Consider the following 24,252-nt stretch of genomic DNA (forward strand, 5'->3'; position numbering starts at 1 on the left):
GCCTGCTGCGCGAAGCCGAACTCCGCAAATTTCGCAACCTGATCGATCACGCCGGCGACGCCTTTTTCGTCATCGACCCCACCCAGGGCCGCATCCTCGATGCCAACCGCACCGCCTGGACCACCCTCGGCTACTCCCGCGATGAACTCCTGCGCCTGACCATGACCAAACTGCAAGGAGAGATGCCCCCCCAGCAAACCCCCTGGGATGAACACGTCAAAAATCTGCGCCAGGCCGCCCCTCTCTCCCTCTCGGTGGAAGGGTGGCTGCGTCGCCAGGATGGCGCATCCTTCCCGGTCGAAATCAAAAGCCGCAGCATCGAAGCGGACGAAGGCGCCCTCATCCTCGCCTCGGCGCGGGATATCACCGAACGTAAAAAAGTCGAAGCCGCCCTGATCCAGGCGAAGGAAGAAGCCGAAGAGGCCAGCCGCCTCAAAGACAAATTCGTCTCCCTGGTGGCCCACGACCTGCGCGCCCCCTTGAGCTCCATCATGAGCCTCCTGGAGTTTCTCCAGGAAGATCGGGAAAATCCCCTCACCGAAGAACAAAAAGAGCTCCTCGGCGATGTCCTCGCCAGTGGCCGCAACCTCACGATCATGATCGAAGAGATCTTGAACATCGGACGCCTGAAATCCGGCAAGATCCGCCTGGAAAAACGCTTCTTCGATGGCCACTTCCTGGTCGAGGACGCCATCCAGAAGCTGGAGTACATCAGCCGCAAAAAAGGGTTGCAGATCACCAACCAGATCCCTGAGGAGAGCCGCCTCTACGGCGATCCGGCCCTGCTCGGCGAGGTGGTGCAAAACCTCCTCTCCAATGCCGTCAAGTTCAGCCACCCCAACGGGCGCATCCAGTTGCTCTCACCCCCCGATGACCCCACTGCCATCGCAGTCATTGACTACGGCGTCGGCATTCCCCCGGATCTCCTGCCCAAGCTCTTCCAGATCGAGGAAAAAGTCTCCACCCTCGGCACCATGGGGGAGACCGGCACTGGTTTTGGTCTCCCCTTCTCCTCCGACATCATGCAGGCCCACGCCGGTCGTCTGGATGTCCAATCCCAACCCGGCGAGGGCTCGACCTTTACCATCTGGCTGCCGCCCTTGCGACCTCGGGTGCTGGTCGTGGACGATGGCGAAATGGACCGGATCATGATCAGCTCCTTCCTGGAGGTTCTCGACCTGGCCATCGCCGAGGTGGGCGGCGCCCAGGAGGCGCTCGCCATGATCGCCCGGGAACCCCCGCATCTGATCATCTCCGATATCGCCATGCCGCAAATGGACGGTTTCCAGTTTCTCAAGGAGCTCAAGAAAAAACCGGAGACCGAAAATATTCCGGTCATTCTGATCACGGGGGATGACAAGACCGAAACGCGAGATCGCGCTTTTCGTCTCGGAGCCGTGGATTTTGTCGTCAAGCCTGTCGTTGTTCATGATTTCCTGCCCCGCGTGCGGCACGTCATCAGTTGACGTTCCGCCGGGAGTGTCACGAGGATCCCCCGCCATGCCCCAGCGACGCACACGAGAATCCCCCGCCATGCCCAAGCGACGCACACGAGAATCCCCCGCCATGCCCAAGCGACGCACCGGACCTTCCCTGTTTTTGGCGATTTTAGCGCTGGGATGGGTATGGGCCACCCCGCTTCTGGCCGACGACGGATCAACCCAACCCAACAATCTGGGGAAAATGGCGGATCTGCTGATCTTGCGCCCGCTGGGTCTGGTGGCTTCGGCCATGGGCGTCGTGGCCTACGTCGTCACCATGCCCCTCATGGAGCGCGAGAGCGGCACCCTTGGCAACGCCGACGATGCCAAGGAGATGTTTATCAATCGCCCCCTGCGTTATACCTTCTCCCGGCCTTTGGGGCGGCTGGAAAATCAGGAATGACCCCCGGATGACACGGTCTCTCCCGCTTGACGGAGTGACACGGTCTCTCCCGCCTGACGCTCCTGCAAGGCCGTAGCAATGGCGTCGAGCAGACGCTTTTTGGAAACCGGCTTGGTCAAAAATCCGGTACACCCCGCCTCCGTGGCCCGCGTGGTCTCATCCGCGAAGGCGTGCGCCGTGAGGGCAACGATCGGCAAGGGCGGTTTGTTGGTCTCCTGCTCGAATTGTCGGATATGCCGCGTGGCCGTGTAGCCATCCATGACAGGCATCTGCACATCCATCAAGACAAGATCAAAATCCTTCTTTTGGCACAATTCGAGCGCCCTTTTGCCATTCTCCACAATGGTCAGACGATAAGGGGAGTTGCGCAGAAAAATTTCAACCAACAACTGGTTGTCCTCGGCATCCTCCGCCAGCAGTATGGCCGCCTTGACGGGCACGGTGGCAGAACCCTCCTCCGCAACAGGCTGTTCGGCGCGTTCGGCGCCGGCATGGTCCGCTGACGGCATGGGTAAGGTAAAATGAAACGTGCTCCCCCGATTGGCCACACTCTCCACGGCGATACTCCCTCCCATCAACGACACCAACTGTTTACAAATAGCCAGCCCCAGGCCACTGCCGCCAAACCGCCGGGTAATACTGGTGTCGGCCTGGCTGAACCCCCGGAAAACCTCTTCCTGTTTGTCAACCGGGATGCCCACACCCGTATCGATGACCACAACCTGCACACCCTGCACCCTATGTGGATCCGGCGTCACCCGCAGGGCCACGCTGCCGTCGTGGGTGAATTTGACAGCGTTGTCCAGCAGATTCAAGACCACTTGATGAAAACGGTGTGCATCGCCCACAACCCAACGCGGCAAGGCGGGATCGATCTCCCTGAGAAAGGCGATGCCTTTGGCCTGGGCGCGTGGCTCGATCATTTTGTGCAGGGCATCCAAAGCCTCCAGCAGATCAAACGGCTCATGCGCCAGATCCAACCGGCCAGCCTCCACCTTGCTTAAATCCAGGACATCGTTGATCAAACGCATCAACCCATGCCCGGAACGCCGAAATACGGCAACGTATTGTTTCTGTTCCGGAGTGAGCAAGGTCTCCTGCAACGCCTCGGCCATGCCCAGGATGGCATTCATGGGGGTGCGGATCTCATGGCTCATGGTGGCGAGAAAACGGCTCTTGGCCTGATTGCCGGCCTCGGCGGCCTCCTTGCGTCTCTCCGCTTCAAGTTGGGCCGCGTGCAACTCGCGGGTCCGCTCCCGTACCTGCTGTTCCAACTGATCCCGGTGCCGCTTGAGTTCAAGGTGGTTCAAAACACGATGGCGCACGATCTGGGCGTTGAAAGGCTTGGTGATGTAGTCGACCCCACCCAATCGGAACCCTTCCGCCTGGTCGGACACTTCGCGCCGTGCGGTGACGAAAATGACAGGGATACCGGAGGTATCCGGGTTGCTTTTAAGGTGCTGGCACACCTCATAACCGTTCATGTCCGGCATCATGATATCCAGCAGAACAATGTCGGGAGCCGGAAGGTTCCTGGCAACCCGCAGGGCCTGTTCCCCATCCAAAGCCACAAAACAGTCAAAATCACCCAGAATTTCCTTGAGAATGTCCACATTGCTGCGCAAATCATCCACGATGAGGATTCGGTTCCGCTCGGAAGTCGGCAAGGGAGGACACTCCCCGGACAGATCGATGCCCGCCGAGGTGGCCATGCGCTGCAATCCCTCCAAAGCCTCCTTGAAATTGTAGCTTTGAACCTGCTTCTGCAACTCCTGGAAGGCCAGGATGGCAGGTGTGCCACTCCACAATTCACCCAATTCGGTCAGCAAGCCATCGACCTGTACACTGTGGCTGGAGAGGTGACTGGCCAACGCAATCACCAAGGGGACGGCCCTGGCCTTGTCAACGACGACGTTCGGAATGCCTGCCATGGAGCAGGAAGAAACCCGTTGCGACGACTGCAAGATTTTTTCTTTGATACCAGAAACGAGCGCATGCAACCTGTTGTGAAAGGTTGCCAGGGTAGCCTGTAGGGCAGCGTCGTTGCTCCTGCGTCCGTCCGTCAGGCCGGTTTCCAGCTCAAGGGCCACCCGGTACAGCGGCACAGCCCCGATGTTTTTGGCCAACCCCTGCAAGGCATGGAGCCTGCCCCGTACCGCACTTTTGATCTCTCCATCCGCAAAAGCCTGGGAAAGTTCCTCTCCAACCGTGTCGTAGGTGCGAACAAAACGCTGCAACAAGCGCCGATACAAGGCGTGGTTGCCGGCAATCCGCTTCAAACCCAAACGGCTGTCCAGACCGGCAATGTGCGGCAAAACGGGAGATTCCACCGCAAAATCCCCGGCAACTGCGTCATCCTTTTCCGCCACAATCCACTTGGACAACATGCCATACAGCCGTTCTGGCCGGATGGGTTTTTCCAAAAGGCCGTTCATACCGGCTGCCTTGCTTTTTTCCACCTCTTCGGGCAGGGCATGCGTGGCCATGGCGATGATGGGCAGATCCTTGTACCGATCCATGGCACGGATATGCCTGGTCACGGCAAATCCATCCATCCCGGGCAGACGCACCTCCATGAGAAGGGCATCGAAATCATATTGTTCTACCAAGGCAATGGCCTCTGGCCCGCCAAGCGCCCTTTCGACCACCAGACCAACTCTTTCCAGGTGTTCACGCACCACCTGCTGGTTGAGGTCGCTCTCCTCCACCAGAAGAATGCGGGAACCACCCACTTTTGCAGCGGTCGCTTTTTCCGCGCTGAGATTGTATTTCAAGCGTCGGTCGATGCCATCCACACGGGCAGGCTGATCGGCAAGAATGACGCGCAGCAGGGGAGTACGGGTGACTGGTTTGTCCAAAAAACCGTCGACCCCGACCGTTTCACCCTGATTGCGGATGGCATCCTGGCCGAAAGGGGTCAACAGAATGATTTTCGGATGGGTGTCAAACGCGGCATCGGCAGCCAGGCGCGCCTGGATCTCGGCAATGATCGCCAGACCATCCTGGTCGGGCATGTGCCAATCGACGAAAAGAAAGTCGAATGGACCACCATTTCTGGCGCCCGTCGCCAGCGTGGTCCAGGCCTCACCGGCAGTATGAACGACCACAGGCACCAGACCAACCACCTCCAACAAAGCCGAAAAGTGGTCGCAAAATACCGGATTGTCGTCCAGCAAAAGGGCCTTTTTTCCCAACAATTCATCTGGCAACACAGGCAGTTCGCGACGATTTTCAGCAAAATGCCCGACCTGGACATGAAACGAAAATACGCTGCCCTTGCCAAAATGGCTCTCCACGTTGATCTGACCTTCCATCAGGTTGACCAGGCGGTTGCAGATGGAAAGACCCAGACCCGTGCCACCATATTTGCGCGTTGTCGAACCGTCCGCCTGGACGAAGGGGGCAAAAAGCCTGGGAATAACCTCCGTTTCGATGCCAATGCCGGTATCGCGAACGGCAAAATCGAGACGATACTGCTTTTTTGGCAAAGGGGTTAGCTGAACATGAACCGTGATCGAACCCTGTTCCGTAAATTTGACAGCATTGCGGATCAGATTGATCAGGATCTGCTCCAGCCGTGTCACATCCCCCAGAAGAACCTGATCGAACGTGAGCGGCGCCAGGAAAACAAGCTCGATGCCCTTGTCGGATACCTGTTTGCTGAACAGGTCCGCCAGACGATCCAGGAGTTGGTTCAGGTCGAAGGGAACGGGATCCAGTTCCATGCGTCCGGCGTCGATTTTGGAAAAATCCAGAATATCGTTGATAACCCCCATCAACGAACGCGAGGCATTTTCAATTTTTTCCAGATAACCCCGCACTTTGGGGGAGAGATCCGCTTTCAGTGCCAGGTCGGTAAACCCCAAAACCGCATTCATGGGAGTGCGGAATTCATGGCTCATGTTGGCGATAAATTTGCTCTTCGACTGATTGGCTGTTTCCGCGACGGCGAGAGTCTCTTCCAGCGACTTCAGAAGCTGTTTGCGGTCGGTGATGTCCTGCAAAAAACCGGTAAACCGGGGCTGGCCGTTGTGCAACCCCCCGGTGAGGGCGACTTGCAGGTCAATGATTTCCCCATCGGCGCGGTGACCCTGGACTTCAAAACGCCGCCGCAATGCGGAGGGATCACTACCAGGTGCACTCCACCGGGAAAGTCCAGCCCGATACAGCTCCAACGATGCCTTGGGTATGATACAATCACCGATGTTTTTCCTGAGTATTTTGTCCCGCTCGTAACCGAACAAATTTTCGGCTGCCGGATTGTAATCCAGAACGACTCCCTGAGCATCAATGGTGATGATGGCATCCAGGGCATGGGTCAAAACAGAGCGGTGCCGTTCCAGGAGGGATTCAAGTTCGTGGCGGCGTTCGATCGTGTCGATATTCTGGTAAACCCGGCACAGCAGCTCCTCGGGTTGAAAAGGTTTGAGCAAAAAATCATTGGCGCCGGCCTTGATGAACTGGACAGCAAGATCCCGATCGCCAAAGGAGGAGAGGCCTATAACGGCCACCTCGTCACGGGAATGGCGGGTGCGCAGTTTTTTGATCAGCTGTATGCCATCCATCTGCGGCATCTGGTAATCCGTGACGACAAGATGGACAGGATTGCTCTCCAGAACAGCCAGGGCCATCTGGCCATCTTCAGCCTCCAGGGGGTGAAATCCGAAACGGGTCAACAGTCCACTGATGGCGCGTCGGACACTCCGCGAATCATCGACGACCAGTATGTTGATGTGTTTGTTTTTTCTGATTCGGTCAACGGCATGAATGACAGCATCGATGACGCCGATATTGTCTTTGACGAAATAATCCAGGACTCCCTTTTCCCGAATTCGGTCCTGAAACTCCTTTTTGAAGGTGCCCGTCAGAACGATGGCCGGCACCTTTTGTGCCAAAACAAGATCGACAACCTCACCGTTTGGTGCATCCGGCAGGTTGAGATCCAGGACGGCAAGAAAAAAACGTTGCGAGCCCCCCTGCAAGCATGCCCGCGTTTCCGACAAAGTTCCCGTGCGGACAACATCCAGGGCGAGAGATGACCTGATCCGGCTTTGCAGAAGGGACGCAAAGCTGTGAGAATCTTCTACCACCAAGATAGCATCCATGTGAACTCTCGGAAAACCAGATGGGGCATGGTGTTTTGTGATCGATCAAGGAGGATACGGCCACCCTCCGGCAAGGGGTTCGGTCTGGATTTCAACGCACCCGGCCCATGTCTCCCCTCTTGAGGTTAATCCTGTTTCTGTAGGTATTCAAGAAATTAAGAAATGGTTGCACGGAAGATACTTTCTTGTCACAATCGGGCCCGAGCAGGGGGGAAATCGTCTACAGTTTGTGAGAAGTGGGGGGAGGGTAAATATGTCATCTTTAAATATAAGTTACAAGCTCATTCTTGGATTTTTCCTGGTTGTGTCAGTGTTTGGGGCCGGTTTTGGCGTTGTTTACCACGATCTGTCGGGGATTGAAAAACGCGCCGTCGATCTGAAAGAACAGCGACTGCCCATGACTCTCATGGCGGACGACATGGTTTTGGCTACGTCCGAGGTGCAACAGTTTTTGACCGACGTTTCGGCCACCCATAATCCAGATGGCTACACGGAGGCCCAAAAATCAGCCGAGAGGTTTCGGGGGAATGTCAACAAATTTCAGGATCTGGCCAAGGCAGCCGGTGATGGTGATACGGCAAGATCCCTGGCCGAGGTCGAGAAAGCCTTTTCCGTGTTTCATGAACTTGGCGCAAAAATGGCCGCTGCCTACGTCAAGGATGGTCTCGATGCCGGCAACGTGATCATGGAGTCGTTTGACAAGGCCTCCGAAAATATCATGAATGGCGTCGCCGAGTTGCGGCAGGTCCAGAGCGCGTTATCCTCCAAGCGGTTGAACGATTTGATGGAGGAGGTCCACAGCATCGAGAGAATCATGCTGCTGGTGCTTCTCCTGGGAGTCGGGTTGGGCGCCGTCATCGCGTTGTTGATCACCCGGCAAATATCGAGTGGCATTGAAAAGGGCGTCCTGATTGCCACCACCCTGGCCCAGGGCGACCTGAGCGTGGACATCAAGGTGACAACCCGGGATGAAATCGGGACCATGCTGTCGGCCAACCGGAATATGGTGGAAAAATTCTCGGAGGTGGTGGGTCTGGTACGCGATTCGGCGGACAGTGTCGCCTTGTCCAGCGAAGAGATCAGCACGACATCGTCGCATCTTGCCGATCAGGCGACCCAGCAGGCAGCCGCCATCGAGGAAACCTCCTCAGCCATGGAAGAAATGATCTCCAATATTCAGCAAAATGCGGAGAATGCCCAGACAACGGAGAAAATTGCCCAGTCCGCCGCCAAAGAGGCTGAAGAGGGTGGAGAAGCGGTCGCCAAGGCGGTTGCCGCCATGCGGGAAATTGCTGGAAAAATTACCATCATCGAAGAGATTTCCCGCCAAACCAATCTATTGGCTCTGAACGCCGCCATCGAGGCAGCCCGGGCCGGTGAACATGGCAAGGGGTTTGCGGTCGTGGCCGCCGAAGTCCGAAAATTGGCGGAACGCAGCCAAACCGCAGCCGGAGAAATTGGTCAACTCTCCTCCTCCAGCGTCGAGATCGCCGAACACGCCGGCGGTATCATCAACCGGGTGGTGCCGGATATTCGCAAAACGGCGGAACTGATCCAGGAAATTGCCGCAGCCAGCCAGGAACAATTCCAGGGAGCGGAGCAGATCAACCAGGCGGTCCAACAGTTGGATCGCGCCATCCAGAGCAATGCCGGGGCCGCTGAGGAGATGTCAGCCTCCTGTGATGAGTTGGATCAACTGGGCAGCTCCCTCCAGCAAGCAGTTGCCTTTTTCCGCCTGAAGGATGGCCAGGGGCGGAAATCTGCATCCGGGGCAACCCGCAAGCCACCTGCGGCCCAATCGTCACCTGCGGTCCAACAAATCCGGCAGCCTCCCCGTGCTTCAAGGCCCGTGGCCTCGCCATCTGTCGCGAAAAAACCGGTTGCCGCTCTGCCGGCTCCCCGGACTCAACAAGCGCAAAAGAGCGTGGAAACCAAAAACACCGATTTTGGTTTCGCCATTATCAAACATCGGGCATGGAAGCAAAAGATGCGCGACTTCCTGGACGGGAAGGAAAAACTGACGCTGGGACAGATGGTCTCCCACAAAGAGTGCGATCTGGGCAAATGGATCTACAGTGAAGGGATGAAAAAATATGGTCATATTCCCGAGATGATCGAGATGGAGCAGGTCCATGCCGAGTTGCATAAGGTGATCAAGGAAATTGTCCGCCTGAAGGAGGCCGGTGAGCCCATGGCTGCCGAAAAAGAGTATACGAAAGTGGAGCCCTTCAGCGAAAAGGTGGTCGGCTACCTTCTCGCCATAGACGCCAAGGTGTGACATTGTACGAACGTATCAACCCCTTCGATCCGATCTACCGCCGGGCCAACACGGGCAACCTGGCCGATAAATTGCGGAACCTTCCTGATTTTCCGTATTTTATCGACCTTGAACTGACCAACACCTGTGATTTTCGCTGTCTCATGTGTCCCACGGGGACACATTTGCAGCGTCGGACCAAGGGGTTCATGAGTGACACAACCTTCTATCGCTTGTTGGCTGGCGTGCGGGAACGCCGCACCCCTTTACGCTTCATCCGTTGGGGAGAGCCCACGCTGCATCCGCATCTGCTCCAGTACCTGGAAGCCGCCCACACAGCCGGGATTTTGACCCATATGAATACCAATGGTAACAGCCTGGACGATGCCATGCTGGATGCCTTGCTGGAGATTCCTCTGGACTGCATCAAGTTTTCCTTCCAGGGCGTCGATGCGGCAAGCTACCGAGAGATGCGCAACACCGATTTTTTTGCCGGGTTGATCGAGCGTATCAAAAAGCTGCACGCCAAACGGGGTGACCGACCCGCCCCATTCATGCAAATATCCACAACTGTTACCTATGAGACCCGGGAACAGATTGCCGCGTTTCGTCGGTTGGTTGAACCTTACGTCGACCTGGTCAGCATAGGGCGCACCATTCTGGGTCACCTGGATGCCAGCAAAATGAAGTGTTCCGCTGCCGACAAGGAGACCTTGCTGCGTTTGCAAACACAGGAGTCGGTCGTCAAAAAGCACAAATTGTGTCCCGAGGTTTTTGACAAGCTCTCCATCAACTGGGATGGTCAGGTCACAGCGTGTTGTACAGACTATGACAATTTCATGATCATTGGCGACTTGGCCACCGATTCCCTGGAAGAGATCTGGCAGTCCGAGAGGATGCATCACTACCGTGTCTTGTTGGCGGATATGCGCCACGAAGAGCTGCCCTTATGTCGGACTTGTTACGATTTTATGGGTCTGGATACACCTGGTTTGCAGGGGACGTGACATGCAGAGTGATGCCGGTATGGAAAAGACGCCCTGTCCAGCTTGCTGGGGAACGGGGCGGCGTTGTGCCAAGTCCGAGTGTTGTGGGGCCGAACCCGATGAATCCCCCTGCCCGGAGTGTTACGGCAAGGGGTGGTTGGAGCGGAGCGCTCCGAAAGCCGGGGGTGGGGATCTGGCAAACGAGTCGCCACCCCTGCCTGGGGGGTCGTGACACAGAACGCCCCGCATCTTCTCGCAGCCACGGGCGGTGCCTGCTGCAAAACATGTGCTGTGCAGCATGTGCCTGTTTGTGAGTGTGTCGACCGGCAGGTTGGTGGAAACGATGACGTGATGATCTACGAAAAAATGTCTTGCAGCGTCGTGGCATCCAAAAAACGATCAGTCCAGAGTTCCAGAGTTTTTAGATCGGCTGCCGCAAGTTTGACCCTGGCCCACTCGGGTACAGGTCCGAAGCGACGTTGCAACAAGTGCGTCAACGCCAGCATTTTTCCATCTCTCACCCCTTCCTGGCGGCCTTCCTGGCGGCCTTCCTGGCGGCCTTCCTGGCGGCCTTGAGCGATAAGTTCTTCAGCATAGATTGACAGCATTTCTGATTCCTCCATGGGTTTGACATGGCGAATGATTTGTTGCACTCGTTCTCGATCCAAATTGCGATAAGTAGCCAACAAGTAGAGAAACACCGGCAAAAAAAGTTCAGGAGCTTCTTTCAACGTTGCAACAATCGATTCCCATGCAGCCATTTGCGATTCAGGATTGCGTGTACCGTATTTCAAGGCCAGCAGCCCGGCCCTTAACCGGGGATAACGTGGCAGGCGATCATCGGGTATGGGGCCAAGATCCACTACCGTAAAGGTAAAATCAAGCACCCAGGGAAGCAGTGAGGTATCTGGCCTGCCGTTTCAGGATGAGAAAGAAGCGCCTTGAAGAGCCGGTCGTGCGGCTGGGCAAGGTCAATCATGAACGTTGAAGTAGCTCCGATACCACGCAATGAAATTTTTGATGCCGACTTCGATGGGCGTTTGGGGCTTGAAGCCCACATCGCGGATCAAATCATCCACGTCGGCATAGGTGGCGGAGACATCACCAGCCTGAAGGGGCAGGAACTCTTTTTGCGATTCCTTGCCGAGAACCTTTTCGATGGTTTCGATAAAGGTCATCAACTCCACAGGCTGGTTATTGCCAATATTGTAAAGCCGATAGGGTGCGCGACCGCTGCCTGGATCCGGTGTCAGGGAGTTCCAATCCGGATTGGGCGTGGGGATACGATCCAGAACGCGCACCACCCCTTCGACAATGTCGTCAATATAGGTGAAATCCCGCCGCATGCGACCATGGTTGAAAATCTGGATGGGACGATTCTCCAGGATGGCCTTGGTGAAGAGGAACAGGGCCATATCGGGCCGGCCCCAGGGGCCGTACACGGTAAAGAAGCGCAGTCCGGTGGCTGGCAGGCCGTAGAGATGGGCATAGGTATGGGCCATCAACTCATTGGCTTTTTTGCTGGCGGCGTAAAGGGAGATGGGGTGGTCCACATTTTGGTGAACGGAAAAGGGCATGTGGGTATTCAGGCCATAGACCGAGCTGGAGGAAGCAAATACCAGGTGTTCGACCTGGCCATGGCGGCATCCCTCCAGAACGTTGACAAACCCCACCAGATTGGCGTCCACATAGGCATGGGGATTGGTCAGGGAGTAGCGGACTCCGGCCTGGGCGGCAAGGTTGACCACCCGATCAAAACGCTCCTGCCGAAAAAGCTCCGCCACCCCCGGGCGATCCGCCAGATCCAGGCGGACGAAGCGAAAGCGAGGAGACTCCCGTAAAAAACCAAGCCGTTTCTCCTTGATACCAACATCATAGTAATCATTCAGGTTATCCAGGCCAACGACCGTGTCGCCACGACCGAGCAACGCTCTGGCCAGGTGAAAACCGATGAAGCCGGCGGCGCCGGTTACGAGAATTTTCATGGTCGATCTCTCCCAAACCGGATCCGGTTACAAACGCCCATCCACGGCACTGGCCGGCAGGACATATTTGAGGTCATAGAGAACAGCATGTGGTTTGCCAAAGGCCCGGATGCCGGCGACGCCCATATCGCGGAACTGCTGGTGTCCCACGGCGATGACCACCGCGTCGTAGGCGTGGCTTTCGGGGTGGGTGGCAAGTTGAATACGGTACTCCTTGTAGGCTTCCGAGGCGTTGGCCCAGGGATCATAGACATCCACCCGGGAGCCATAGCTGCGAAACTCCTCGATGATGCTGACGACCTTCGTATTGCGCAGATCCGGGCAGTTTTCCTTGAAGGTCAACCCCATGACCAGAATGCGCGCATCCGGGACCGCAATATGGCGGATGGTCATCAATTTGACCACCTGACCGGCGATGTAGAGGCCCATGTTGTCGTTGATGCGGCGTCCGGCCAGAATCATCTCCGGATGGTAACCGATCTCCTGGGCCTTGTGGGTCAGGTAGTAGGGATCGACGCCGATGCAGTGTCCTCCCACCAGACCGGGACGAAAGGGCAGAAAATTCCATTTGGAGCCGGCAGCCTCCAACACCTCCTGGGTGCTGATACCCAGGCGATTGAAAATCATGGAGAGCTCATTGATCAGGGCAATATTGACATCGCGTTGCGTGTTTTCAATAACTTTTGCCGCCTCGGCAACACGAATACTGCTGGCACGATGGGTACCTGCCGCAACGATGCGCCGATACAAACCATCGACCCGGTCGGCGGCTTCCGGTGTGGATCCGGAGGTGACTTTGACAATATTGGTGAGCCGATGGGATTTGTCGCCGGGGTTGATGCGTTCCGGACTGTATCCCACAAAAAAATCCCGATTGAGCACCAGGCCGGATTGGCGCTCCAGGACCGGAACACAATCCTCTTCGGTAGCTCCCGGGTAGACGGTCGATTCGTAGACGACCAAGTCCCCTGGTTGCAACACCTGTCCCACCAGTTTGCTGGCGCTCAAGAGGGGTTGCAGATCGGGACGTTTTTGGCGATCGATGGGGGTCGGCACGGCAACAATGTAGACATTGCAGGCACGGGTCGCCTCGATATCGGTGGTGTAGGTCAGGTGAATGGCAGAGGCCAACTCTGCGGGATCGACCTCCAGCGTGCTGTCGCGTCCTTCCTGGAGTTCCGCGACCCGTTCCGGGCGCAGCTCAAACCCTACCGTGGGAAGAATCTTGCCGAATTCGATGGCAAGCGGCAGGCCGACATATCCCAGGCCCAGGACGCAAATCTTGACTTGATCGATCAACATGGCCTCTCCATGCGAAAAACCCATTGAGTGATGAAGGGCGACAATCCGGCAAACAAAATCCCGACACCCGCATTATATAGGGCCTATGCCCTGTCCTGGTCCAGGGGGTTCCTGATCAACATGCTCTATTTCAGGCAGGAACTTGCCGACCATGGTGCTCTTGCCGTAACCTGGGAAGATTGGTGCATGGGGGCTGCCCTCCCGGTTCGGGTGGCGCCGGCACTACAACGACCAGATGGATTGGATCATGAAGACCAACCAACGCAAGCAGATTCTTGTCACCGGAGGCGCCGGTTTTTTGGGTTCCCACCTTTGCGAAAAGTTGCTGGAACAGGGTCACAATGTTCTCTGTCTGGATAATTTTTTTACCGGCAGTCGGGATAATATTCTCCATCTGCTGGACAATCGGCGCTTTGAGCTGATTCGGCACGATGTCACTTTTCCCGTGTATCTGGAGGTGGATGAAATTTTCAACCTGGCTTGTCCGGCTTCGCCGATCCACTACCAGTTTGATCCGGTCCAGACAACCAAGACCAGCGTACATGGTGCCATCAACATGCTCGGCCTGGCCAAACGGGTGCGGGCACGAATTTTTCAAGCCTCCACAAGCGAGGTCTACGGCGACCCCGCCATGCACCCCCAACGAGAGGATTATTGGGGTAATGTCAACCCCATCGGCCTGCGCGCCTGCTATGATGAGGGCAAGCGTTGTGCAGAGACCCTGTTTTTCGACTACCACCGGCAGCATGGCGTGGAGATCAAGGTCGCACGAATTTTCAACACCTACGGCCCCCACATGCACCCCAACGACGGACGTGTGGTATCCAATTTCATCGTTCAGGCTTTGCAAAACAAGCCGATCACCATCTACGGCAATGGCCAGCAGACCCGCTCGTTTTGCTATGTCAGTGACCTGATCGAAGGTTTTTTGCGCCTGATGGCATCCCCCGCCGAGTTGACCGGCCCGGTCAACCTGGGTAACCAGGGTGAGTTTACCATCCTGGAGTTGGCAGAGCAGGTGCTGCGCATGACCGGTTCAAAATCAGCCCTGGAGTTCATGCCGCTCCCCCGTGACGATCCCCGGCAACGCAGGCCCGATACCACGCTTGCCAAAGAAAAGCTGGGGTGGGAAGCCAGGATTCCACTTGCCGAGGGGTTGCAGCCAACCATCGATTATTTCACCAGGATCTTCGGCAAACACGACCCATGAGGCCTCCCGCCCTGGTCACGATCCCTTCTCATCCGCCTGTTTGAGACCCTGCCCATGTCCTGGATCTGGATTCTTCCCGCATTGTTGGGGTTCGTTCTGATTGTGACGCTCCATCCCCTGTTTTCCCGCCTGGGCGGAGCTCCTCTGCCCACCGGTCTGGAGGAGAATCTTCTGGTCGAACTTGAAGATCGGCGCGACATTTTGTTGCGACAGCTCAAGGAATTGGAGTTGGATGGAGCGGGTGGAACCACCACAGCAGCAGACCAGGACTCTTTTCGTGCCGAGTTGGAAGAGGCGTTGGGCAACGTCCTGGACCGTCTACAGGAGGTCAGCAATGCCGCCACTTCCTTGGCAAAGAAGAAAAACCCGGAGAATTCCCGCAGTGCCGTGGATATGGCCGCCGGGGTGGCCGTGTTGTTGGGCATCATGACTCTGAGCGGGGGGCTCTATTTTTTTTTGGGAACACCTTTTCCGCCATCTCTGCCCGCCGCAGAACACGCCACGCCACACGGACCTGGTGGCGCAGCGCCTGACATGAACGCACTGGTCGCCCGCCTCGCGGCCCGCATGCGGCAAAATCCCGATGACCTGGAAGGGCACCTGCGTCTGGGACGTGCCTATACCTACCTGGAGCGTTTCAACGAAGCCATGGACGTGTATACCCACATCCTGACCCGTGATCCGCAACACGTCGAGGCCGCTGCCGGCCTGGCCGGAATTCTGGTGGAGAGTGACCAGAAAGACCAATTCAAACGGGGCCTCGAACTTTTCCATGGCATCCTGCAACGGCAACCGGACAATCCCGAGGCCTTATGGGTGTTGGGAGCCGTGGCCTTCCGTGCCGGAGATCGCAAAGCGGCTCTGGAGATGTGGCAAAAATTATTGCCGTCGACCCCACCCGGGTCGACCATGCGTCAGGAGGTGGAACAAGCCATCAACAAAGCCGAAGCGATGCCGGTTGCTCAACAAAAAACCAACAGTGGAACCCAGACATCGCCATAAGCCAACTGGCGCATGCTGCAACCTTTGGGTAAGATGGGCGACTGGGTTGGGCGTTAGGCAGCCTGGGAATCCAGGTACGACTCGTCCGGCAACTTTTTCCACCAGATTATTGGTAAAGGAAACCAGACCATGCTGAGCACGTGGCATATTTTCATCGTCCTGCTGATCGTTCTGGTCGTCTTTGGTGCGGGTAAACTGCCCAAGGTGATGGAAGACATCGGGCGTGGCGTCAAGGGATTCAAGAGGGTCATGGAAGAGGACGAGCCGCAGGCTGCCAAGCCGCCTCAGCCACAGACTCCGCCCCAGCCATCCGCTGCAACGATCGAGGGGGAAGTTAAAAAAGAGACCAAAACCTGATGCGGCGCTGCGGGGTTGCCTCCTATGCTGGGACTTGATTGGTCGGAGATGTTGGTCGTCGTGGTCGTGGCCCTGGTTGTCGTCGGGCCGGACAAGCTGCCTGAAGTGGCCCGCGGCGTTTCCAAGGTTATGCGCCAGATTCGCCGCCTCACCAACGAGATTCGACACAGCATCAATCTGGATGAGTTTGCCCGACAGGGGCAGAGTGACTTCGGCACCGAGGGTATGCCCCCGTTCGCCCCGTCGGTGCAGCATACGCCGCCTCCCACGGTAGAGATCGTGAACCCTGTGCCGCCAACCACCCACTCTTCCACACCGACGATGGAAAAACCGCTGCCCTTGGCGTCAGGGGTGTCGATTGATAAAAATCCGAGCGCATGATGCAACCTGATGAAAAAGCTCCATTTCTCGACCATTTAATCGAGTTGCGCCATCGCCTGGTGGTCGCCGCCGCGACCATTCTTGGCTCGTTTCTGGTCTGCTGGTCCCTCTTTTCCCAGGAGTTGTTTGCCTTCCTTTCCGCGCCCATGCGGGAAATCCTGGGACCAACGGGAAAGATGGTCATGACAGCCCCGCATGAGGCCTTCTTTACCTACGCCAAAATCTCCTTCTTCGCGGGCCTGTTCATCTCCATCCCCGTCGTATTGACCCAACTTTGGCTCTTTGTCGCCCCCGGGTTGTACAAAAATGAAAGAAAAGCTTTTCTGCCATTTTTGATCGCGGCTCCGGCATTGTTCTTTGCGGGTGGCGCATCCGCCTATTATGTTGTTTTCCCTACTGCATTTCGCTACTTTCTTGGCCTGGTCACGGACCAATCCATCGAAACCATGATCACCATGCGATCCTACCTTGACCTGGTGATCGCCCTGATTTTTGCCTTTGGGCTGACGTTCGAGCTCCCCGTGGCTCTTTTGTTGTTGGTCAAGGCCAGGATCATTTCCGTCGCAGCTTTGGTCAACAAACGCCGTTACAACATTGTCCTGGTGTTTGTCATCGCTGCCTTTTTGACCCCGCCGGACCCGATTTCTCAAATCCTGTTGGCCATTCCCATGCTGCTCATGTACGAGCTTTCCATTTTTCTGGGGCGCCGCATTGAGAAAAGGCGCGACCAGGAGGAGGCGATGGACGGGGACGGCCAGGAGGAGGACTCCCCCCCTTGAAATCGAACCCGGCCATGCCGATCCACATCGTCCCCCTGGGAGGATTGGGTGAGATCGGTTTGAATTTGATGGTTTACGAGTATGGTGAACACCTGTTGCTCGTCGATTGCGGTTTGACCTTCCCCGCCTCCGACACCCCGGGCGTGGATTTCATCATTCCCGATATTCGCTATCTCCTGGAGAACCGGGAGCGCGTCCTGGCCCTGGTCCTGACCCATGGCCATGAGGATCATCTGGGGGCAATCCCGTATGTGTTGCCCGACCTGCCGTTGCCCATCTACGGCACGGCCATGACGTTGGCCATTCTGGGCAACAAATTGCGCGAGCATGGCCTGCTCGACCAGACCCAGCTGATTCGCGTCCAGCAGCGGGATCGCGTCCAGATTGGCCCTTTTTCGGTTCACTTTCTTCCTGTGACCCACTCGATTGTAGACTCCTCGGCCCTGGCCATCACCACCCCATTGGGCACCCTTATCCACACGGGTGATTTCAACTTCGACCACACCCCGGGCGATGGCGCTCCCACGGATCTTTACCGTCTGGCGGAGTATGGCCACAAAGGTGTCCTGGCCCTGCTTTCCGACTCCACCAACGTTGTGCGCGGCGGCAGCGCCATTTCCGAACAAAGCGCCCGTGCCGCTTTGGCGGCCACCATTCCCAAGGCCAAGGGATTGTTGGTTGTCTCCCTCTTTGCCTCCAACATTCGCCGCGTCCAGAACGTTCTTGAGCTGGCTGCGTTGTATGGCCGTCGGGTCATTCTCAACGGGCGTTCCCTGGTGACCAATGTACAATTGGCACGGGAGTTGGGGTTCATCAACCCCCCGCCCGATCTCCTGCTTGACATCAAGTCATTTGCTTCCCTGCCCCGCGATCAGTTGCTGATCCTCTCCACCGGCAGCCAGGGGGAGCCCAACTCGTCGCTGGCCCGTATCGCCAGTGGGGAGCACAAGGAGATCAGCATCATGCCCGGGGACACGGTCATTCTCTCCTCGCGCTTCATTCCCGGCAACGAACGGACCATCTGGAGCCTGATCAACCTGCTCTCCCACCGTGGTGCCGAGGTGATTCACGAAAAATCCCTCCCCGCCATCCATGTCTCGGGCCATGCCCCACGCGATGATCTGAAATTGATGCTGGCCCTGGTGCGTCCCCGGTTTTTCATTCCGATCCATGGGGAACTTCGTCATCTGCACCTGCACCGGGATCTGGCGATCGAGATGGGGGTCAAACCGGAAAATACCCTGGTCGCCACCAATGGTGACCGGATAGAATTGGGCGGCGAGTCCATGCGCCCTCTGGAGCAGGTGGTCCACGGGCGGGTCTTCGTGGATGGCAAGGGGATCGGCGATGTACGCGATATTGTGCTCCGAGACCGCCTTCACCTCTCCCAGGATGGCCTGGTCGTGGTGGTCCTGGTCGTGGAGAAGGATACGGCACGCATCCTGGAAGGTCCAAAACTGTTGACCCACGGCGTCGTCCACGAAGAGGAGAGTCTGGAGTTGTTGGAGAGTGCCCGTCAGGCTGTGCAGGATGCCCTGGCGTTGGGCCCCAAGGGAATGGACTTCAGCGAGGAAGAAGAGGTTGGCATCAAGGATTTGGCCGTGCGGGCGCTGCGACGTTTTTTCAAAAAAAGGTTGGGCCGCAGGCCGGTTGTTCTGCCGCTGATCATGGAGATGTAGTGTCGTGGCCCCACCCAAAAACGAGTTCATACAAAAGCGCAAACTGGCTAAAGATAAAAGAGATTCCCTGTTGCGCGAGGTCTTCGGCATTTTGCTGATCGGCATTGATGCCTTCCTCGTGATTGCGCTCGCCAGTTATAACCGGGACGACCCCTCCTTCAGCAATACGGGCGGGGAGATCATCCACAACATGGCGGGGCTCTCGGGCGCCGTTTTTGCCGATATCATGTACCAGGCCCTTGGCGTGGCCGCTGCCTGGGTTCCTCTGGTGATCGCCTCCATCAGCCTGCGTCTCTTCAGCAAACGCGCTTCGATCTTGTTGCTGGAACAACTCATTGCGCTTCCGATGCTGACCCTGGTGACGGCCCTGCTCGCCGCTCTCCTGGTTCCCCAGGAGCTTACCGCCTGGCTGCCAGCCGGACCAGGTGGCGTGACGGGGTTTTTCGGGGCCTCATCTCTGAAACTGACCCTCGGCATGCCGATCTCAGTGCTTCTTCTGGGTGTTCTTGGTCTGGTCTCCCTGTTCATATTCACCCACTTCTCTCCCAGCCGACTTTTTTCGTTCCTGGGTGATCACTCCAGTGGCGACAGCAAAAAAAGTGCCGGCAAGGCTAAAAAACAGGAAGTCAACAGGCATGAACCTGTTTTGCAACAACCGCCCCATCCCCCTCCCGAACCAGCCCCGTTACCCGAATACCAACCTGTTCACCAGGCCACGCCTGGCATGATGCGACGGGGTCTTGCTGTTCTGGGATCTGGAGTCGGCGTTTTAGGGTCCGGTGTGCGCTCCATAGCTATTAAAACCGGTTCCCTGGTCACCGGCGGGGTTTTGGGTGGTGCGGGTCTGCTGGGTAGGGCGGCCAAAAAAGGGGTTGGAGGTGGAGCAAACCTCCTTGGCAACGCAACCCGCAAAGGTTTTGCTCTGCTGCCAAAGTTGCGCCTCCCCTCCCTGCCCCGTCCGGGACGGACATCCCTGAACCAGACATCTCTGGAACAGGCATTCCTTGATCAAACATCCCTGGATAAATTTTCAGAGCCTGATGTCTCTCTTGCTCCGGATCCCGCCGGCAAACAGGCCGTTGTCGCGGAACCTCATCCCGCCGGCAAACAGGCCGTTGTCGCGGAACCTCATCGGCGCCCCCCTGCTGATGAGCGCATTGAACCGGATATTGGCCCGGAGCCGGTTTTGGTTGAGCCGGATATCGCTCATGTGCGGGTTTCTGCTCCACTGTCGGCGCCTGTTCCACCACCGGCCAAAAGCATGGCAGCCGTTTCCCTCCCGGATGCCCCGCCACCCAGCCCGACACCGCCGGCCAGGGACGTGGCAGCCGCCTCCCCCCGTTCTCCAGACCAGACACCCCAGGAAACCGGGAGCACGTTTGCAAAGAGTGCTCTTGAGCAACGTCTTGAGCCATCCTTTGATGCAGATCCGGTCGTCCAGTCCGAACCGCCGCTCCCTGTACGGCAAGCCACGTTGCCTCCCGGAAAGCCTCTCTCCGATCCCATTCCAGCACCCCTTGCCACGCAACCACCCGAAAAACCCGCGCCCGTTTCCCATCCTGCCAAGCCTGTGGAGCAGCCCATTCGGTCAACCGGGTTGCCATTCTCCTTGCCTCCCATACCACCCAAGCCCCCTCTCGCCACCCTTCCAGCGTCGTTGCCGGCGGCCCCGCCGCTTCTGAAGCCATCGGTTCCCGAAGCAACGCCCGTGGCTGCCGCTCCTCTCGCCACCCCTCCAGCGTCGTTGCCGGCGGTCCCGCCGCTTCTGAAACCATCGGTTCCCGAAGCAACGCCCGTGGCTACCGGTTTACCCCCCCGGGAACTCTCCGTGGGGCCTTGGGGATTGCGTCCCATGCCACCTCCTGATGCAACCCCGGCGAGCAAAGTACGCGGAACAACAGAAAAAAAATCCGCCGAATCAACCAACGAACCTCCACAATGGATATCGCGTATCCTGGCGCGCAAACGGCAGGATGGGGATGCACGCCAGCAACCTTCACCTCTTCGGCCCGTCATTCTGCCGGTCGCACCCTCCCTCCCGAAGTCTGACGTGGTGATCGCCTCGGCAGCTCACCCTTCCGAGGCGGTTCCTATCCCTGAAGCCCCCCTGTTTCCACCGTTGTCCAAACCTCCCGCCCCGACCGGGGAGCTGGCAGAGCATCTCGCCCCGCCTCTGGCTCCTCCTTTGTCGGACACGCCCTCGCCAGTTTTGCCGGAGCAACCTCGCCAGACGGAACGTATCGAGCCCCTATTGGATCAGGTCGCAAGCCCGGTCGCCTCGTCAGGTCGGGTGAACTCCCCCGATGTCCCAGCGACTCCTGTGGAGATGCCCGTGCCAGCGGGGAGGAGCGAGGATCCACAATCTGATTTCCCGCAAGACCGGATGGATGGGCGCGAGGATCCGCAACCCGATCTCCTGCAAGACCGGATGGATGAGCGCGAGGATCCGCAACCCGATCTCCCGCAAAACCAGATGGATGGGCGTAAAGAGCCCCGGTTGACTGCCCCGGCAGAGCAGGATGACGATTTTTTTCTCGATCCAGAAGAGCGTTCCGCCGAGCATGAACGGCATGTGCAATGGCTGGATACCGGTGATGTCGAGGATTTTTTTTCCGAACCGGCCATGGGGGCGGAGACGTCGGAAGAACCGACTGAGGTGGAAAAGTCCGCCGCAGAGCAGGCCCTTCTGCCTCCCCTGTCCATTCTCACCTCCAAACCGACAAACACCCACCGAGAGGCTGATCGCCAGGTGCTGGAGAGGAAGTCGCGCCTGATCGAGCAAAAATTGGCCGACTTCAAGGTCAAGGGTCAGGTGATCGATGCCCGGCCCGGCCCGGTGGTCACGACGTTCGAGTTGGATCCGGCTCCCGGTCTCAAGGCATCCAAGGTGATTGGGCTGGCCGACGATCTGGCCCGTTCCATCTCGGCCCTCTCGGTGCGGGTCGTGGGCAATATTCCCGGCAAAAGCGTCATCGGCATCGAAGTTCCGAACGACCATCGTGAGACCGTTTATCTGCGCGAGATTCTTGAATCGGAGGTTTTTGTCTCTCAGGTGCAAAAAAATCCCCTGACCGTAGCCCTGGGTTCCGACATCACGGGCAACCCGGTGGTGGCGGATCTTGCCCGCATGCCGCATCTGCTGGTGGCCGGTACGACCGGCTCGGGAAAATCGGTGGCCCTCAATGCCATGATCTGCTCCATCCTCTTTCAAAACACCCCGGAACAGGTCAGATTCCTGATGGTGGACCCCAAAATGTTGGAGCTTTCCATCTATGAGGGGATCCCCCACTTGCTGGCGCCGGTGGTCACCGAGGTAAAGAAGGCCGCCACCCTGCTCAAATGGGCGGTGGCCGAGATGGAGCAGCGTTACCATCTCATGTCCGAGCTGTCGGTCCGCAACCTGGCAGGCTACAACCGCCATATCCGGGAGTTTCGACGCACCGGCAAGGTTCCCACCCGCAAGGTGAAGGCTGGATTTGATCCCGAGACGGGTCTCCCCGTCCTCCGGGACGAGCCCCTCCCTTTGGAGACCAAACCCCTGATCGTCATCGTGGTGGACGAGTTGGCCGATTTGATGATGCAGGTCGGCAAAGAGGTGGAACCAGGCATCGCCCGCCTGGCGCAGATGGCCCGGGCTGCCGGGTTGCATCTGATCCTTGCCACGCAACGTCCCTCCGTGGATGTCATCACCGGCCTGATCAAGGCCAACTTTCCCACCCGGCTGGCATTTCAGGTAGCCACGCGCATCGACTCGCGCACCATTCTCGATGCCAGCGGCGCCGAACGTCTCCTCGGCATGGGCGATGGCCTCTACCTTCCCCCGGGAACCTCCCACATGCAACGGGTACACGCCCCGTTTGTGGCGGATGGAGAGGTCCAGGCGCTGGTCGAGTTTCTCAAGACGACCGGTCAACCGCAGTACGACGCCTCGGTCCTTGTCGAACGAGACGATGACGAGACCGAATCCGACTACGGACCCGCCGGCATGCGCGACGATGGCGACGCCGGCGACTACGATGAACTCTACGATCAGGCCGTGGACATTGTCCTGCGCGCCCGCAAGGTGAGCGCCAGCATGATCCAACGCTACTTCAAGATCGGGTACAACCGGGCATCCCGCATCGTCGAACGTATGGAAAAAGACGGTCTGATCTCGGAATCCAACTCCCAGGGCAAAAGGGAGGTCTTGGTGCCGGCCAGACCGGAATAGAGGGTTATGGGTATGTGACCCACCGTTTAAGAAGGTAACGGGAGAGTAACCATTCACCACCCGGCCGCGCATCGGGGTCCAGGGAGCTGGCTCCCTGGCGGGTCCAGGGCAGAGCCCTGGCACGGTTCGGGGCGAAGCCCTGACAAAGGCTTTCATGTCCAAGCTTTCCTTGAAAGGGTGGTGAATGGTTACACGGGAGAACAAGGAACAGGATTCAAAATGGACGGTGTTCTTGCGCCCGACGATCGCCTTCAGCACAGCGTTGATGCGCGTAAAAGAGAACCGTCACTTGATGACATCGACCCCCAGATCCCGGCAAATCTTGCGGGCCAACAGGTCAGGAATTTCCTGATGCCTGGGAACAGCAGATCGCCGGTTTTCCGTCTGGTTCCGCCACCATGAGTGGCGTCCTCCTTCCCGCAACAACTCGCACCCTTGTGCTGACAGGTGTCGCAACAATTCGCTGCGTTTCACAGGGCAATACGTTCTTCACGGAAGTTGCTGCCCGCCATGTTCAGAGCCTCCTGCCGATTGAACTCAATGGCTTCCCGCAGGGTCAGGGCCAAAGTTTCCAACAACGTCTCACGAGTGGCCTCCTGGCAGTTGACGCCGGGAATTTCCTCGATCCACCCCACCCACCAACCATCGATTTGTTTGGTGACGGCAGTATAAGTTTGTGACATGGTCGCATTTCTCCGAATGGGTAAAGCTGTCTACGCACCCCAGGATAATCGAACAGTTTCTTCCCGGCAAACAAAAGGTTCGTGGCAATCACGAAACGCGCCCGTCGGGCATCGAGGGATGGCAGTCGGGCCAGCGCCTCGTCCCGCACCGGATTTGGCCAATGCAGACGATGGATGCCCTGGTGGCCTGACACTGTTCATAACGGTCAACGTACTGTGATGTGGAGGTTTTTTTAAACTATCATGGAGGAGGAAATGCCTTGGGTTGGTTGGAAATCGTTCTGGATGTCGTATGCATGAATCAGGAGCGCGATCATTCGGGACGAAGGGGAACCAAGCCCTGCTGTGTGCGATAAATCAGGGCAATCGCATTTAAGATGGCATGCTGCTGACCCAATTTTTTAAAACCTGCCATGCGTCTGCCTTCTGGCG

The 24,252-nt window shown here is 57.5% G+C and carries 18 protein-coding genes; 12 read left to right on the forward strand and 6 right to left on the reverse strand.

What is annotated here, in order from left to right; translation table 11 throughout:
- Both HQL63_11570 and HQL63_11575 read left to right on the forward strand, forming a co-directional pair.
- The coding region (locus HQL63_11570) for a response regulator (GenBank protein ID MBF0177467.1) at positions 1–1,466 on the forward strand (1,466 nt) is incomplete at its 5' end.
- Positions 1,467–1,500: 34 nt separating this feature from the next.
- The gene (locus tag HQL63_11575) at positions 1,501–1,884 is read left to right on the forward strand and encodes a hypothetical protein (protein ID MBF0177468.1); all 384 of its coding nucleotides are present in this window, start codon (positions 1,501–1,503) and stop codon (positions 1,882–1,884) included.
- Here HQL63_11575 and HQL63_11580 read toward each other — a convergent pair.
- Complete coding sequence (locus HQL63_11580) at positions 1,875–6,989, reverse strand: response regulator (protein MBF0177469.1); 5,115 nt, start codon at positions 6,987–6,989, stop codon at positions 1,875–1,877. The two genes, HQL63_11575 and HQL63_11580, sit on opposite strands and share 10 nt — an antisense overlap.
- Before the next feature lie 253 nt (positions 6,990–7,242).
- Between HQL63_11580 and HQL63_11585 the strand changes: the two genes are divergently transcribed.
- Genes HQL63_11585 through HQL63_11595 form a run of 3 tightly spaced genes read left to right on the forward strand, consistent with a single transcriptional unit; the run spans position 7,243 to position 10,464 of the window.
- A complete protein-coding gene (locus HQL63_11585; protein MBF0177470.1) occupies positions 7,243–9,267 on the forward strand; it encodes a CZB domain-containing protein in 2,025 nt (674 codons plus the stop codon).
- Positions 9,264–10,253: an SPASM domain-containing protein gene (locus HQL63_11590; protein MBF0177471.1), complete on the forward strand. Its 990-nt coding sequence runs from the start codon at positions 9,264–9,266 to the stop codon at positions 10,251–10,253. The genes HQL63_11585 and HQL63_11590 overlap by 4 nt, the downstream gene beginning before the upstream one ends.
- A gap of 1 nt (position 10,254) precedes the next feature.
- Positions 10,255–10,464 (forward strand): hypothetical protein, encoded by a 210-nt coding sequence (locus HQL63_11595; protein ID MBF0177472.1) that lies wholly within the window; start codon positions 10,255–10,257, stop codon positions 10,462–10,464.
- Positions 10,465–10,588: 124 nt separating this feature from the next.
- On the opposite strand, the gene HQL63_11600 is transcribed toward HQL63_11595, so the two are convergent.
- The 3 genes from HQL63_11600 to tviB all read right to left on the reverse strand — a co-directional run bounded on the left by HQL63_11600 (position 10,589) and on the right by tviB (position 13,519).
- Positions 10,589–10,855, reverse strand: coding sequence for a hypothetical protein (locus HQL63_11600; protein ID MBF0177473.1), 267 nt, complete (start codon positions 10,853–10,855; stop codon positions 10,589–10,591).
- Between the two features lie 348 nt (positions 10,856–11,203).
- The gene (locus tag HQL63_11605) at positions 11,204–12,217 is read right to left on the reverse strand and encodes an NAD-dependent epimerase (protein MBF0177474.1); all 1,014 of its coding nucleotides are present in this window, start codon (positions 12,215–12,217) and stop codon (positions 11,204–11,206) included.
- A gap of 27 nt (positions 12,218–12,244) precedes the next feature.
- The gene (gene tviB, locus HQL63_11610) at positions 12,245–13,519 is read right to left on the reverse strand and encodes a Vi polysaccharide biosynthesis UDP-N-acetylglucosamine C-6 dehydrogenase TviB (GenBank protein MBF0177475.1); all 1,275 of its coding nucleotides are present in this window, start codon (positions 13,517–13,519) and stop codon (positions 12,245–12,247) included.
- A gap of 247 nt (positions 13,520–13,766) precedes the next feature.
- Here tviB and HQL63_11615 point away from each other — a divergent pair, with 247 nt between their 5' ends.
- The 7 genes from HQL63_11615 (at position 13,767) to HQL63_11645 (ending at position 23,137) form a co-directional block, all read left to right on the forward strand.
- Positions 13,767–14,729, forward strand: a complete 963-nt coding sequence (locus HQL63_11615; protein MBF0177476.1) for an SDR family oxidoreductase — start codon at positions 13,767–13,769, stop codon at positions 14,727–14,729.
- Between the two features lie 54 nt (positions 14,730–14,783).
- Entirely contained in the window at positions 14,784–15,731 is a 948-nt protein-coding gene (locus HQL63_11620; protein ID MBF0177477.1) for a tetratricopeptide repeat protein, read from the forward strand.
- Positions 15,732–15,860: 129 nt separating this feature from the next.
- Positions 15,861–16,088 (forward strand): twin-arginine translocase TatA/TatE family subunit, encoded by a 228-nt coding sequence (tatA, locus tag HQL63_11625; GenBank protein ID MBF0177478.1) that lies wholly within the window; start codon positions 15,861–15,863, stop codon positions 16,086–16,088.
- 24 nt (positions 16,089–16,112) lie between these two features.
- Positions 16,113–16,469 (forward strand): twin-arginine translocase subunit TatB, encoded by a 357-nt coding sequence (gene tatB, locus HQL63_11630; GenBank protein MBF0177479.1) that lies wholly within the window; start codon positions 16,113–16,115, stop codon positions 16,467–16,469.
- On the forward strand, positions 16,466–17,248 hold the full coding sequence (gene tatC, locus HQL63_11635) for a twin-arginine translocase subunit TatC (protein MBF0177480.1): 783 nt from the start codon (positions 16,466–16,468) through the stop codon (positions 17,246–17,248). The genes tatB and tatC overlap by 4 nt, the downstream gene beginning before the upstream one ends.
- A 14-nt stretch (positions 17,249–17,262) precedes the next feature.
- Entirely contained in the window at positions 17,263–18,927 is a 1,665-nt protein-coding gene (locus tag HQL63_11640; GenBank protein ID MBF0177481.1) for a ribonuclease J, read from the forward strand.
- A gap of 4 nt (positions 18,928–18,931) precedes the next feature.
- On the forward strand, positions 18,932–23,137 hold the full coding sequence (locus tag HQL63_11645; GenBank protein MBF0177482.1) for a DNA translocase FtsK 4TM domain-containing protein: 4,206 nt from the start codon (positions 18,932–18,934) through the stop codon (positions 23,135–23,137).
- Between the two features lie 285 nt (positions 23,138–23,422).
- On the opposite strand, the gene HQL63_11650 is transcribed toward HQL63_11645, so the two are convergent.
- Both HQL63_11650 and HQL63_11655 read right to left on the reverse strand, forming a co-directional pair.
- On the reverse strand, positions 23,423–23,611 hold the full coding sequence (locus tag HQL63_11650) for a type II toxin-antitoxin system HicA family toxin (GenBank protein ID MBF0177483.1): 189 nt from the start codon (positions 23,609–23,611) through the stop codon (positions 23,423–23,425).
- Positions 23,608–23,820: a type II toxin-antitoxin system HicB family antitoxin gene (locus HQL63_11655; GenBank protein MBF0177484.1), complete on the reverse strand. Its 213-nt coding sequence runs from the start codon at positions 23,818–23,820 to the stop codon at positions 23,608–23,610. Before HQL63_11655 ends, HQL63_11650 begins: the two co-directional genes overlap by 4 nt.
- Positions 23,821–24,252 lie beyond the last annotated feature (432 nt).

Source organism: Magnetococcales bacterium (assembly GCA_015231175.1).
Taxonomy (GTDB): domain Bacteria; phylum Pseudomonadota; class Magnetococcia; order Magnetococcales; family DC0425bin3; genus HA3dbin3.

What these genes read in the sequence shown, in the direction of transcription:
- HQL63_11605 (MBF0177474.1), bottom strand. Translation starts at nt 12,217, where the DNA reads ATGAAAATTCTCGTAACCGGCGCCGCCGGCTTCATCGGTTTTCACCTG.
- tatB (MBF0177479.1), top strand. Translation starts at nt 16,113, where the DNA reads ATGCTGGGACTTGATTGGTCGGAGATGTTGGTCGTCGTGGTCGTGGCC.
- HQL63_11655 (MBF0177484.1), bottom strand. Translation starts at nt 23,820, where the DNA reads ATGTCACAAACTTATACTGCCGTCACCAAACAAATCGATGGTTGGTGG.
- HQL63_11585 (MBF0177470.1), top strand. Translation starts at nt 7,243, where the DNA reads ATGTCATCTTTAAATATAAGTTACAAGCTCATTCTTGGATTTTTCCTG.
- HQL63_11615 (MBF0177476.1), top strand. Translation starts at nt 13,767, where the DNA reads ATGAAGACCAACCAACGCAAGCAGATTCTTGTCACCGGAGGCGCCGGT.
- tviB (MBF0177475.1), bottom strand. Translation starts at nt 13,519, where the DNA reads ATGTTGATCGATCAAGTCAAGATTTGCGTCCTGGGCCTGGGATATGTC.
- HQL63_11620 (MBF0177477.1), top strand. Translation starts at nt 14,784, where the DNA reads ATGTCCTGGATCTGGATTCTTCCCGCATTGTTGGGGTTCGTTCTGATT.
- tatA (MBF0177478.1), top strand. Translation starts at nt 15,861, where the DNA reads ATGCTGAGCACGTGGCATATTTTCATCGTCCTGCTGATCGTTCTGGTC.
- tatC (MBF0177480.1), top strand. Translation starts at nt 16,466, where the DNA reads ATGATGCAACCTGATGAAAAAGCTCCATTTCTCGACCATTTAATCGAG.
- HQL63_11580 (MBF0177469.1), bottom strand. Translation starts at nt 6,989, where the DNA reads ATGGATGCTATCTTGGTGGTAGAAGATTCTCACAGCTTTGCGTCCCTT.
- HQL63_11575 (MBF0177468.1), top strand. Translation starts at nt 1,501, where the DNA reads ATGCCCCAGCGACGCACACGAGAATCCCCCGCCATGCCCAAGCGACGC.
- HQL63_11600 (MBF0177473.1), bottom strand. Translation starts at nt 10,855, where the DNA reads ATGGAGGAATCAGAAATGCTGTCAATCTATGCTGAAGAACTTATCGCT.
- HQL63_11640 (MBF0177481.1), top strand. Translation starts at nt 17,263, where the DNA reads ATGCCGATCCACATCGTCCCCCTGGGAGGATTGGGTGAGATCGGTTTG.
- HQL63_11595 (MBF0177472.1), top strand. Translation starts at nt 10,255, where the DNA reads ATGCAGAGTGATGCCGGTATGGAAAAGACGCCCTGTCCAGCTTGCTGG.